The 14,736-nt window shown below is 26.8% G+C and carries 7 protein-coding genes; 4 read left to right on the top strand and 3 right to left on the bottom strand.

Features of this window, described 5'->3' with window-relative positions; all coding sequences use genetic code 11:
* Positions 1-233: 233 nt before the first annotated feature.
* Positions 234-2,903 (bottom strand): methionine synthase, encoded by a 2,670-nt coding sequence (metH, locus tag C4S76_RS09880; protein ID WP_105194308.1) that lies wholly within the window; start codon positions 2,901-2,903, stop codon positions 234-236.
* 111 nt (positions 2,904-3,014) lie between these two features.
* Between metH and C4S76_RS09875 the strand changes: the two genes are divergently transcribed.
* Positions 3,015-4,319 (top strand): M48 family metallopeptidase, encoded by a 1,305-nt coding sequence (locus C4S76_RS09875; RefSeq protein WP_105194307.1) that lies wholly within the window; start codon positions 3,015-3,017, stop codon positions 4,317-4,319.
* 45 nt (positions 4,320-4,364) lie between these two features.
* Here the strand turns inward: C4S76_RS09875 and C4S76_RS09870 are convergent, their stop codons facing one another.
* Both C4S76_RS09870 and C4S76_RS09865 read right to left on the bottom strand, forming a co-directional pair.
* Positions 4,365-5,888, bottom strand: a complete 1,524-nt coding sequence (locus C4S76_RS09870; protein WP_146105730.1) for a DUF6770 family protein — start codon at positions 5,886-5,888, stop codon at positions 4,365-4,367.
* A 452-nt stretch (positions 5,889-6,340) separates the two neighbouring features.
* Entirely contained in the window at positions 6,341-9,133 is a 2,793-nt protein-coding gene (locus C4S76_RS09865) for a hypothetical protein (protein WP_105194305.1), read from the bottom strand.
* Positions 9,134-9,330: 197 nt separating this feature from the next.
* On the opposite strand from C4S76_RS09865, the gene C4S76_RS09860 reads away from it, so the two are divergent.
* The 3 genes from C4S76_RS09860 to C4S76_RS09850 are packed head-to-tail and all read left to right on the top strand — an operon-like array spanning position 9,331 to position 14,719.
* Entirely contained in the window at positions 9,331-11,850 is a 2,520-nt protein-coding gene (locus C4S76_RS09860; protein WP_105194304.1) for a tetratricopeptide repeat protein, read from the top strand.
* A 51-nt stretch (positions 11,851-11,901) separates the two neighbouring features.
* Complete coding sequence (locus tag C4S76_RS09855; RefSeq protein ID WP_105194303.1) at positions 11,902-13,713, top strand: HSP90 family protein; 1,812 nt, start codon at positions 11,902-11,904, stop codon at positions 13,711-13,713.
* A 58-nt stretch (positions 13,714-13,771) separates the two neighbouring features.
* Positions 13,772-14,719, top strand: coding sequence for a DMT family transporter (locus tag C4S76_RS09850; RefSeq protein WP_105194302.1), 948 nt, complete (start codon positions 13,772-13,774; stop codon positions 14,717-14,719).
* The last annotated feature ends 17 nt before the right edge of the window (positions 14,720-14,736 follow it).

Below are 14,736 nucleotides of genomic sequence, written 5' to 3'. Positions count from 1 at the left end.
GTGAAATATAGTTATTATTAAATTGTTTTAAATAAATAGAAAGGTTTATTTAAAAATAATTAGTTATAAAGTGTTAAAATATTATTTAATCAAGATATAAACATTTAGAAATGTTACATTCATTTTTAAAATTGATATAATAGATTAAAATAATATATAAAATGCGAATTTTATAAAGTTTAAGATTTATAATTTTGAATTTTTAAGATTTATATTGTTCTTTTTAGAATATTTTATTGAGCAATATTAGGTTTTAACCAGTATTTAGCTTGCTCTAAATCTATTTCTTTTCGTTTTGCATAGTCTTCTATTTGCTCTAAAGTAATTTTACCTAAGCCAAAATATTTGGATTGAGGATTAGCAAAATAATATCCTGAAACAGAAGAGGCTGGAAACATGGCTAAATTTTCGGTTAGTTCACAGCCAATACTATCTTTTACATCTAATAATTCCCAAATAGTAAGTTTTTCCAGGTGATCCGGACAAGCAGGATAACCAGGGGCAGGACGTATGCCTTGATATTTTTCTTTTATTAAGGATTCATTCTCTAAGGATTCATCTGGAGCATATCCCCAAATTTCTTTTCGTACTTTTGCGTGCATATATTCCGCAAGAGCTTCAGCAAAACGATCAGATAAGGCTTTAGTCATAATAGCTAAATAATCATCATTTTCTTTTTCAAAATGTTTAGCTAATTGTTCAGCTCCGAAAATAGTTACAGCAAAACAACCAATATAATCATGGATAGAATCAGAATTTTTTGGTAAAATAAAATCAGATAATGCAAAATTTGATGCATTGGCTGTTTTTTTAGATTGTTGGCGCAAAGTTCTAAAAATATTTAGAAAATTTCCTTTTTCATCATATAGCTCAATATCATCTTTTTCATTGGAATTTGCTGCAAATAAACCAATTACAGCTTTTGGTTGTAATAATTTTTCTTTTATGATTTTAGCTAATAAAATCTTAGCATCTTCATAAAGGGTAGAAGCTTCTTTACCTACTATTGGATCTGTTAGTATTTGTGGAAATTTACCGGTTAATTCCCAAGATTTGAAAAAAGGTTGCCAGTCAAAGTATTCTGATAGCTCCTCCAAATTTATATGATTTATAACTTGAATTCCCAATTTCTTAGGTTTGAATGGGGTAAACTTGGACCAATCAATTTTAAATTTATTTTTACGGGCATCCGCAAGACTTAAATATTCTTTATCTACACTTCGGTTGAGGTAATTATTTCTTAAATGTTCATATTCTTCTTTTATTTCCTTTGTGAATTTTTCTTTTTGAGAAGATAAAAGAGATGAAGCAACAGTTACAGATTTGGAAGCGTCTAAAACGTGTATAGTAGTATAGCTATATGATGGTGCTATTTTTAAAGCAGTGTGAATTTTAGAGGTGGTAGCTCCTCCGATCATTACAGGAAATTTCAAATTTCTTTTTTCTAATTCTTTTACTACTTCTATCATTTCATCTAAAGACGGAGTTATTAAACCGCTTAATCCAATGATATCTACTTTTTGTTCAATAGCGGTTTGTATAATTTTTTCCTTAGGAACCATAACTCCTAAATCTATGATTTCATAGTTATTGCAAGCTAAAACTACGCCAACTATATTTTTCCCGATATCATGCACATCTCCTTTTACGGTAGCCATTAATATTTTGCCATTTGATTGAGCTTCTCCAGATTTCTCTGCTTCAATAAAAGGTTGTAAATAAGCTACTGCCTTTTTCATTACTCTTGCTGTTTTTACTACTTGTGGAAGAAACATTTTTCCGGAGCCAAAGAGTTCTCCAACCGTGTTCATTCCATCCATTAAGGGGCCTTCGATAACATCTAAAGGACGAGCAGCTTGTAAACGAGCTTCTTCAACATCTTCTTCTATATGATCAGCATTTCCTTTTATTAAAGCAAATTCTAAACGTTTATTTACAGGAAAAGTTCTCCATTCTTCAATTTTATTTTCATGACTTATAGTTTTATCTTGAGAAATATTTTCAGCATATTCAATCAGTTTTTCTGTAGCTTCTTCATTTTTATCAAATAATACATCTTCAATTTTTTTTAGTAATTCAGGTTCTATTTCTTGATATATAGCTATTTGAGTTGGATTAACAATTCCCATATCCATACCATATTTAATAGCATGATAAAGAAAAGCGGCATTAATTGATTCCCTTACTTTGTTATTTCCTCTGAACGAAAAAGATACATTACTTACCCCACCGGAAACTAAACATCCGGGTAAGTTTTTTTTGACCCAATAAGTGGCTTCAAAAAAATCAAGGGCATTTCTTCGGTGTTCCTGCATTCCGGTGCCTACTGGAAAAATATTGAGATCAAAAATAATATCGGAAGGATTAATACCTAACTGATGAACTAAAATTTCATAGGAGCGTTTGGATATAATTTTTCGTTTTTCCAGATTATCGGCTTGTCCATCTTCGTCAAAAGCCATAACAATCATAGCAGCTCCATATCGTTTAATAATTTTAGCTTTTTTTATAAATTCATTTTCACCTTCTTTTAAGCTAATGGAGTTAACTATTCCTTTACCTTGCAGATTTTTTAATCCGCACTCAATAATTTCCCAGTTAGATGAATCAATCATTATAGGCACTCTTGCTATATCTGGTTCTGAAGCAATTAATCGAAGAAATGTAGTCATTGCTTTAACTCCATCTATTAATCCTTCATCCATACAAATGTCAATAATCTGAGCGCCTCCTTCTACCTGATCTCTGGCAACAGAAAGAGCTTCATCATATTTTTCATTTTTAATAAGATTAAGAAACTTTCTTGAACCTGTAACATTTGTTCTTTCACCAATATTAATAAAGTTAATATCAGAAGATAAAACGAAAGATTCTAGACCAGATAATTTTAATGATTCTTGCATAATTTAAAAGTATACAAAGTTACAATTTAGGTTTTAAATAAATGTTTTTGTGATTTTGATTTGTATTTAATTTAATTAAAAGTTTAAATTTGGCTCAAATTATTATCTACTATGAAATTTATTAAAATATTATTTATTTTTTATTCAGGTATTATTTTTTCTCAAAAATATATCCCTATAGATACAGCAGATAAAAGTGAAAGAGATTTAGCTGTTTCCGCTTTTAAAAAATCCAATAAACAATATATAGAATCTATAAAAAAACAATATTCTGGAAAAGAAGGAAAATTAATGGTTAAAGAATATGAAGGTTTTTTTAAAGATTTTGAAGAGGAAATAAAAAAAGGGACTTTTTGTTTTGATTCTCGTTTTATAGACTATTCCAATCAAATGTTAGCCAATTTAAGAAAGGATAACCCATTAATTCCAAATAATACCCAAATATTAATTTCAAAAGATCCTAGTTTAAATGCATATTGCCTACCCGATGGGACTTTTGTTTTAAATATGGGATTGTTTCATTGGTTAAGTAATGACGATCAGTTAGCTGCAGTTGTTTCACATGAACTCTCTCATAAAATTTTAGAACATTCTTTAAAAAAACAATTGTATTTAATAAAAAATGAATTATCCTCAAAGTCTAAAGGAGAAGCAAAGAGTATAAAAAAACAAAAATACAATAAGAGCAGGATAGCCTTTGATTTAATTAAAAATAAGTTATATGCTACTGGTGAATTAAGCAAAAAAAATGAATATTCAGCGGATTCATTAGGTGTAATTTTAGTAAAAGCTTCTTCTTATAACCAAGGGGCTTTTATAGAGGCTTTACAATTAATGGCAAAGTATGATACTTTAAAACCTAAAGGATTAAATATTGGAACATATAAAAAAGTGTTTAATTTGCCAAACCAGTCGTTTAGAGATGAGTGGTTGAATAAAGAAGGTTTTTCCCAATATGATTATTCCTTGTATAAAGAAAAATTAAATAAGGATTCACTTTCGTCACATCCTGAATTGAAAAACAGGATTGATCGGTTAAAAAAAGATTTTCCTGAATTAGAAAAAAAATCAAAAAAATCTATATCTAGTACTGCATTAAAAAATTTGCAGGGAATAGCTAAAAATGAACAAGTACCTTCAATGTATTTTTTTGAAGAGTATGGATTGGGGATTTATTTGTGTTTGATACGTTTACAAGAAAATATAAAAGATATATATTATAAAGAATGGTTAGGGAAATGTTTTGAAAAAATATATGAAGGAAGAAAAAATTATCAGTTAAACAGATATTTAGAAAGAGTAGATCCTAAAAAACAGTCGGAAAGCTATCAGCAGTTTTTAAATTTTATGTGGAATTTATCTTTAGATGAAATTAAAAATATAACAGATTATTATACACAAAAAGCATCTTCTTAGTAGATGCTTTTTGTATATAATTAAGATAACAATAAATTTCTAATATTAGAAATTTATTTTTTCTAAACGTATTTGATTATATTTTTCTTTTTCATTGTATTCATTTAATATAATATATCCTTCTTTTGCTTTAATAGGGAATATAGTATATTTATCTTCTTTAGAATAAATAGGAATTTTTTCTTCTTTAATTTTTCCATTTATAATAGTATTTACCCCTAATATCCATTTTTTCTCGGATTTTAAATAATCTATAAAAAAGAAAGCAATACCTGTATCATTTTTTATATATTGAGAAAATAAATAATCATGACTATAACCTTTGGTTAGCTCCTTTTGAATTGTTTTTACAGATTTAAAATTAAAATCTTTATCCATAGAAAATAAAATAAAATCTGTAGTTTTTCTATTCGCTTTAGTAACTCCTTGGGTTATCTCACCAATAATAGGAATAGGAAGCCATATACCGTTTTTTTCAGGTTTATATTTTTCTGTTAAAATAGATATAGTACCATCTTTAAAAATATAAAAACTGGTGGGTAATAAACGGAAATTTTTTTCTACTCTTCCATTTTTATCTATTTCTATTTGTTTATTAAATTCATTCCATTGAGAGTATTTTTTAAATATTTCTTTTCCATTATTATCTAGTACAATTTTAAAAAAACCTAAATTTTTTTCCAGATTAAAATTAGAGTTTTTCAAAAATTTAGAATAGGATCCACAAATAATAAGTTGATTATTAATTTCTTTAGAAATTAAAGTATGATTATATTTACTTCTTGTATTTTCAAATATATATTCATATTTCTTTTTTCCATTTGTAGGGTCTAATGCGATAATTTTATATTCTAAAGGATATATATTATAATTGCATTCTAAAAGGTATATATTATTTTGAGAAATATTTTCAATAGCCACAGTATTAAAAATATTGATTTTTTGCACAGGATTATATTCATAGCTCCATAATAATTTATTTTTCGTATTATAGTAACGTATAAATTTATTTAAATGCTTTTTGGTTTCCTGTCTTTCTATAATACAAATGGCATTATGCTTTCTATCTACATAAATTGATCCTTTATATTTAACTTTTTTTAACTGTTTATTAAATTCAGTTTTATTTTTGGATATTTCTATAATATCTCCATTTTTATACCAATAATCTGGCGATATAGTTTTTTCTTTTATATATATAATACAATAAGATTCAAATGTTAATGTCTTATAGTTAAGTTCGAATTTTAATAATAATTCATTATTGTTTATGAGAGAGCAAGAAATATAATTTTGAGATAATAATCTATGATATTTTTTTCTTATAAATGTATTATTAGATACCTTATTTAAATTTTTATCTAAAATTACATATTCCATTTGAATGTTATCTTTATCTACTTCTCCTTGGTTGAAAAAGTAAATGTATCCATAAACTTGATCTTGAGAATCATATAAGATATTGCTTCCTATAATTTCTCCAACAGCTAAACTAGCTAAGTCTTGTATTTGAGCTTGGATGAAGCTCATTGTAATCATAAAAAAAGTAAATAATAATGATTTTTTCATAGTCATTAGATTTATATATTTTATATAGAGTTGATTTAATTTTTTGTAGTAAAAGGCGCATTAAAATAAATAAACTATTTTTTTAAGTTTTATTTTGGTTTCCAAAATCATGATAAGCTTAGGATACCTAAAATTAATAAATTCTTTAAGGTTATTATAAAAGTTGAAGAAGATTCTTTTTTTTCATGTAATTATGTTTTATTTTTTAATCTCAAAAGTAAGATTCTGAATATTGAATAACGAAAAAAAAGAATATTTATTTTTTATTTAATGAATATAAATAACTGATTAAATAATTTATTTATATATTAAATTTCTTAAAATAGTAAAAAAAATAGGTGTTTAATTTGTTGGTTTATTTATAAATATATGTTATTGAGTAAATTATAAATTTTCACATCATATATTATTTTTCTTCAGTATTCTAAAAATATATTTAAAATAAGAGAGATTTAAAATATAAATAAAGCTTCTTTAAGACCACTAAGTGTCATTTTCCATAAAAAATTAAAAAAAGATTTATCTTTAGACCTTGTTAGTTCTTTAATTGTATATATTTTTAAAGAATCACCATTGTTATCCTTCACAGCAAGATTGGCAAGAGAGGATAATAATTTCTTTTCTTCCTTTCCGTTGTTTTTATATATGGAAATTTTAAGGTCTTTGTATTCCATACCAAAAGAACCATTCCCCGTATTTTCATTCCCGTTAAAGTTAAATAAGGTCTGATCAATAATTCCATCCGCAGAAACGTGCAAATAGGGTTTTATAAACATATTTAATTTTTGTGCTGGTAGATGCTTGATTGTTCCCAAAACAGAAAAATTTCCTTGAGTATTCATTACATTAAATTTCCATAATGCGGATAGCTGAGCTGAATCCATAAATTTACTTTTAAAGTCAACACTTACATCAGGAAGGGAATTAACTTTGTATCCGCTGGCAACATTTTTAATAGTAGCATTTATATCAGAAAAAAATATTTTTCCTGTACCTTTGTCCAAAGACTCTTCCTCATAAGATAGATAGGATTTTATTAAGTTGATTTGTCCCAAAAAAAGTTTAAATTTCAAATCATGAAGTTTTTTATTAAATAAAGGTTTATATACTGCTATATATTCATCTTTTGGTATATCATATTGATGGATGGTTGTATATAATCTATAAAAAGTAATTAAAGGTGCGGTAAATTTAATTTCATTATTTGGTAAACCTAAATCAAGATTAGGTATATCCATTTTGTTTAGACTAATAGTATATGCATCTATTCCTTTTTTTTTCATGAATATTATTTGGCTATTTATAGGAAACATTTTCAAATTAGAAAGATTAATCGAATTATTTTTAAAATCTATATATCTTATATACAAAGAATGATAGCCTAAATTATAATAAATAGAATTAGCAGTTAAATGAAATCTTGAAAAAGAAAAAGGAATTGATAGAGTAATATTTTCAGAATTATTATTAAAAATAATATCATTTACTGTAACATTAACATTTTTTGAAGAAAATAAAAGTGTGTTTTTTAAAGCATCATATTGAAATATATTTGAATTTTTTATAACAAAGGCATTAATATGTAAATTAAGGCCTAAATCAGAATTGTTCAATTGTAATTTTTTGCTTATTGATTTAGAATTCTTATTATGAATAAGAATAGCATACATATTATCAATAATAATAGTCGGTGCTTGAATAAAAAAATCATTATTATCAGTATTCCAATTAATTTTAGGAATACTTATAGTTTTAATGTCAGCTTTAAACAAATATTTAGATAATTTTTGTTTAGTAAAAGATATTCGCGATATTTTAGGAATTATTTTTAAACTATGGGCAATAAAAGCATCATTAGCTAACATCATCTTATCTAAATGAAATGTATAATTTTTAAGGGTAGAATAAAATATATTATTTGCTTGTAATTTGTAATTACTGTAAGTAAATGGTAATTTTTTAGTAGTATTGGTTATTAACGTATTAATCACAATATCGTTCATTGTATAATTGATATTGTCCATTTTTAAAACATTAATTTTATTAATGTTATAGTATTTAATATTAGCATTTTCGATAGAAAATTTTTTAATATTTAAAATGTCATCAAAATAATAAGTAAACCTAGATTGTGATTTAGAGGAAATTTTATGTGTAGGCGAATATAATTTAATATTGGTATTTGATAACTTAAGCTCATTAATTGTAATTTTATCATTCAGTTTATTATTAATATTTTTCATTAAAATATTAATATTATCACTTGCCAGACTATTCTCTATATTAACTTTGGATTTTAGAATTTGTATAGTATCTATACGTAAGTTGAACGGGATAATGCGATCAATATAAGAAGTTGTAATTTTATTTTTAGAAATTTTATTTTTAGAACTAATTAATATCTGAGTAGAATCAACCTCTATTTTAGAAGAAGTAACATAAAAAATGCCCAAAGAATCATATCCCCAATTTAATTTTTTTATTTCAGCAGCAGGAACTTGAATGTTTATAAGGCTTTTCTGTAAATAATTATTTTGTTTAAATTGTTCAGGGGTAATATCTGATTTGATTTCAATCTTTTCAGCCTCAATATTTCCATTATCAGTTTTCATTTTTGCCAACTTTAAATAATGTAGATCATTAAGTTGATAAAAAATATTATCAACACTTAGTTTTTCATTTTTAAAAGTAATAGGAATTCTTTTTTCCGTATTTGCAATATCCCATATAACTCCTGATAAATTGATGTTTAGGTTATTTAAAGAGACAATTTTTTTATGGTTTTCAGAAATAAAAAATTGCAGCTTACCATCTTTTAAAATAAAATTATTAATTTGTATAGATTTACCTATATCATAAGTTTTAATCTTTTTTTTCTTGATTTTATCGTTTTTCTTTTGATTAATAATAATATCAGGGCTATCAATTTCAATTAAATCAGCAATTAAATCTTTTTTAGAAAAAAAAGTGAAAAAATGAACTCCATGGATGGTTATTTTTTTTATTTTAATATTATATATTCCAATATTTTTAATTTTTGGAAAAATACTAATCCCTTCTATAACCATTTTTCTTTTAAATAAAGAATAAGAAACTCTTGAATAATTGAAATTATAAGGAGTATCGTTTTTTTCATTAATGAAAGCAGGAAGACTGTTATTTATCCATTTTCCTAGTCCCAAATCTAAAATACCTCCTAAAAAAAGCAATAAGACTATCCAAAAAGAAATTTTTTTCCACTTCATACAATTGGATTCTTTTAATCAAATGTATATAAAAATAAAATAAAAAAGTATAAAATATGAAAATAAGTAAAAAGAAAAATGATATTGTTTAATAATGAGAAAATACACCAGGCATATAGGCTTTAAATATTTGTAAAATATAAAGGTGATTTCTATATAAATTTTATAATTTTAGAACTTAAAAATAAATAGACAAAATGACACTACCAATTATTTTAGAAGTTCGTTATCAAGAATTATTTAGTCAATTAAGTAATCAATCTATTGAAGAAGAAACGCAAAAATTACTAGAACAAAAAGATTTTTTAAATAAAGATGAATGGTTAAAGGGTTTGGTTTTGTGTGATTTAGCACTTGCTGAAGATAAAGTTACCGAAGAAATAAAAAAATTATACACTCAATTATATAAAAAAAACAGTAATCTTTATTTTTCTTCAGGCTTAGATGAAACAGATTATAAATTTTGGTTCAAAAAAAATGAAGAAATAAATGATAAGTTTATAGAAAATAACTTTCCAAGAGCTTATGTTGAAAGAGATTATATACTAGAAACAGCCCGAAGGCCTTATAGGAATAGGGAAAAAGAAAGAGAATATCTCTTAACGGGTATAGAGTTAGAAGATCCTGCTTGTATGGCAATATATGGGTATAATTTATACTTTGCAATGAGGGGGGAAGAAGAAAATAAAATAGAGGGGAAGAAATGGATTGAAAAATCTAAAGAGTTAGGGTATCACAATGCAGATAATTATCTTTTGAATGTAATTTATTATACAGAAACCGATAATAATAAAATTCTTGAGGCTATAGAAGAATATAATAAATCAAGAAAAGAAGAATCAGAAAAGTCCTATCATTTATTAGGAGAATTTTATTTATACAAAGAAGAAAATATTGAAAAAGCAAAAGAAGCTTTAATAGAGGGAATAAAATATAATAACCCTTTCTGTTGTTATATTTTAGGGATAAACATATTAAATGATAGAGTTTCCGGTTATGATAAAACAGAAGGAATTAAACTATTAGAAGAAGCCTATGAGTATGGAGTAATTTATGCAGCCAATTGGTTAGGTCGTTATTATTACTACACTCAGGATGGAAATAAATCAATAGAAAAATCAATAGAATGGCATGAAAAAGCTAAGCTATATTATTTTGAAGATTCCTTAGTTGAATTAGCTTTGATATACTTGTATGAAGATTCTGTAAAAGATCTGGAAAAGGGACAGATTTATTTAGATTGGGCAGTGAAAGAAGAAAGTACCCGAGCGATGACAGAAAAATCACATTTGTTATTAAATCAAGAAGTGCCTGATATAGAAGGAGCTCAAAAATTATTAGAAAAAGCCATAGAATTAGGAGATTCCTATGCGCCTTATCGCTTAGGGCTTATGTATGAAAGAGGAGATATCGGAAAAAATCCTGATTATTACAAAGCTTTTGAACTATATCAATTATCAGCAGAGAGAGGTCATATTTATGGAATAGAATTGGTGGGGCATTATTATAGAATAGGTATAACAAAAGCAGAAGAAGCAAATCCGGAAAAAGCGATAGAATATTTTAATCAAGCGATAGAAAAAGGTTCAGAATATGCTAAAGTTGAATTAGCCTTTTGTTATGAAGATGGATTTGGAGTTGAAAAAGATTATCAGAAAGCCTATGACTTATTTAAAACAGCTGCAGAAAACGGATATGTATATGCTTATAATAAAATAGGTTATTATGAAGAAGATGGGTTAGTAGGAGAAAAAAATGATGCCAAAGCATTTCAGGCGTATCAAAAAGCTGCAGAAGGTGGCAATATTGAAGGAATTTACAATGTTGGGAGATCCTATAAATATGCAATAGGAGTTCCTGAAAATCCGGAATTGGCTATAGAAAATTATAAAAAAGCTATAGAGTATAATTATGGAGATGCCTTTATAGAATTAGCCTTATCTTATGAAACAGAATATGGGGGGCTAGAATTTGATGCACAAAAAGTGATGGAATATATGATGAAGGCGGCAGAACAAGGATATTCCTTTGCGCAATATAAAGTAGGCTATTATTACTATTATGGATTGATAGAAAGAGATTTCGAAAAAGCGTTAGATTGGCTTCACAGATCTTTTGAAAGAGGCTATCCCTATGCCGCTTTGCTTATAGGGGACTACTATTTGTATAATGATGGAAGACAGGAAAATCCAGAATATGATAAAGCATTTGAATATTATCTGGCAGCAGAGCAGCAAGGAGTGATTTCAGAAGGATTAGGAGTTTGTTATGAATATGGGATAGGAACAGAAGAAAATTCTAATGAAGCTTTCAAATATTATACCTTAGGAGCAGAAGAAGGATATACGGCAGCTAAATACAGGTTAGGTACAGCCTACAAATATGGAATAGGTACAGAACAAAATCAAGAGGAAGCCTATCGATGGCTTTCAAAAGCCGCAGAAGAAGGTAATACACAAGCAGAATATTATACGGCTCTTATGCTGTTGGAAGGTGAAGGAACTAATCAGGATTTAGAAAAAGGAATTGTCCAATTAACCAAAGTTGCAGAAACAGAACATGCAGATGCACAATTTGAATTAGGAAATTGTTACTTAATGGGTAAAGGAGTTGCCGAAGATGAAATTAAAGCCATGATGTGGTACCAGAAAGCATCAGATAATGGTCATGAACAAGCTCGCAAAATAACAGGAAAAAGAGAAAGAAGAAGAAGATAAAGAATTTAAAATTAATTTCATAAAAAATTATTAGCATAATAAAAGTAGTTTATGCAAGCAGAAGATAATAAATATTTATTTCAGGTAAACCTGAAAGGAATGATTGAATTACTTTCAGAACATATTTACAGCGCACCCAACGTATTTATAAGAGAACTTTTACAAAATGGAATTGATGCAGTAACTGCAAGGAAAAATTTAGATAAAATTGAAGGAGAGATCAATATTTTCCTAAAAGAAGAACAAGAAATTCCACAATTAATATTTGAAGATAACGGAATAGGTCTTTCAGAAGAAGAAGTACACCAATTTCTTTCCGTAATAGGGCAAAGTTCCAAAAAAAGAGAGATAGATGAAAAAGATTTTATAGGTAAATTTGGAATAGGAATGCTTTCCTGTCTGGTTGTTAGTAATGAAATTATAGTTGAAACTCGTTCACTTCTAAAAAATAAAGGAATATGCTGGAAAGGAAAAGCCGATGGAACTTATACAGTAGAGCCTACAGAGAATATGCAAATGATAGGTACTCGGGTCATCCTTACTCCAAAAAAAGAATGGAAAACCCTTTTTAAAGAAGATGAAATAAAGAAAAATGTACTATACTATGGCGATGCATTGCCTATACAGATTAATTTTATAACTAATAAAGGAAAAGAAATATTAGTAGATAAAGATCCGGTATGGCTAAATAACGATAGTACAAAAGAAGAATTATTAAAATTTGGAAAAAAAACATTTACTACTAATTTTATAGACTCATTTAAGTTATGTTCTAAAACTGGTGATATTCAAGGAATTGCTTATATCATACCCCATAAAGTTCAATTTTCAGGAAATACCAAGCAAAATAAAATTTATTTAAAAAGAATGTTTTTATGCGAAGATGCCAAGGGATTACTTCCGGAATGGTCAACATTTGTACGTTGTATAATTAACACCAATTCCTTACGCCCTACTGCATCACGAGAAGCATTAATGAACGATGGACAAATGGTAAAAGCCAGAAAAGAACTAACACTTTGTTTTAAAGATTATTTAAAATACCTTACAGTTGCAGATACGCAGACACTTAGTCAAATCATTAAAATTCATCATTTATATATTAAAGCATTAGCAGTAGAGGATAATGACTTATTAAAAATGTTTATTGATTATATTCCTTTTGAAACCAATAAAGGGATGATGAATTTTTTATCTCTTAGAACTTATAATGAAATTATCTATTATACACCTTCATTAGATGATTTTAGACAAATACGAAGGATTGCAGGCTCACAGGGAAAAACAGTTGTTAACACAGCTTATAGTTTTGAAACAGACCTAATCGAGAAAATGAAAATTGTAATGCCTCAGATTCATTTTAGGAAAATCACGCCGCAGGATATATTAGAAAATTTTGGAGAAGTTATCACTACTTATAAGCCAGAATATCAAAATTTTGAAAAAAAAGCAAATACCTTATTGAAATTATTTTATTGTAAAGCTCAAATCAAAGAATTTGATCCGGTAGATACCCCTGCAATTTATGTAGCAAATGATGAGGCTATGAATAATAAAAATATTCAGAATCTTTCCAAATCAGCGAATCCATTTGCTTCTACCCTCCATACCTTTATTAAAAAAGAAGAAGACAATATGCCTACCTTATGTTTTAATAAAGATAATGAGATAGTGCAAAAACTTTTTCATATTAAAGATTCCTTTATTTTTGATGCAATCATTCATATAATGTATGTGCAGGCACTTATGTTAGGTGGATATCCAATAAATAAAAAGGAAATGGAAGTCTTTAATAATTCGCTATATCAGCTTATGGTTTTAGGAATGAGTGACTTCATGGGAGATTTAGATTTAAACTCATAATAAATTTAGTAAAATAATATATTGATCTAAATTTTTGAAAATAATTTTTGAATAAATAATGAGATCAGCCCGATATATTTTATTAAGAATTCCAAGAAAATCCAGAATATTAGCAAGGAAATATAGCAGAAAGTCTTCCACTAGTGGAGTATTAAGTGCTATAATTTCCTCTGTTACCTACGGATTAATTCCTTTATTTAGTATTCCTTTAATGAATAAAGGATTACATTTTGATTCAGTATTATTTTATCGTTTTTTTTTAGCAGCTTTATCGGTTGCACTATTAATGCTTATCAAAAATATTAATTTTAAAATATCTTGGAAAGAATTTAAAACCTTAATCTTATTAAGCATTTTATGTAACACCTGTTCGCTGCTTTTTTTCCTTTCATATACCTTTTTGGGAGGAGGAGTAACAACAACTGTGCACTTTATGTATCCGGTATTTGTTACAATTATAATGGGAGTATTTTTTCATGAAAAAATAACTCCTAAAAATATTGTTGCTATTCTAATAGCTATATTAGGAGTAGCATTGCTATCTTCAGGTGAAGGTTTTAGAAAAATAAATTTAAAAGGAATAAGTTGTGCTCTTTCAGCAGCAATCTTCTATGCTATGTTTTTAGTTTTTTCTGTAAAAACATCAGTTAAAGATATGCAGGTATTAAAATTCACTTTTTATATTCAAATTATAGGAGTCATATATTTATTGTGTTTTTGTTTTCTAAGAGGAACTTTTCAATGGTTTCCATTACAGGATACATCTTCTGTAATTAATATGATATCTTTAGCAATTATACCGACTATAGTGTCTACAGTAGCTTTAGTCAGTGCAGTCAGGAAAATTGGTTCCACATTAACCTCGGTACTAGGAGCTTTTGAACCACTTACTGCGGTAATAATAGGAATATGGGTATTTAATGAGCCCTTTACTTTAAAAATGTTACTGGGTATAGTGCTGATCATTACAGCTGTTTTAGGTATAATTCTAACACATGAAAAATAGAAAGATAATATTAGAGT

This window comes from Apibacter adventoris, assembly GCF_002964965.1.
In the GTDB taxonomy this organism is placed as follows: domain Bacteria; phylum Bacteroidota; class Bacteroidia; order Flavobacteriales; family Weeksellaceae; genus Apibacter; species Apibacter adventoris.
The sequence above is the reverse complement of the archived record's forward strand: the minus strand, read 5'-3'. Positions and strand labels throughout refer to the sequence as shown.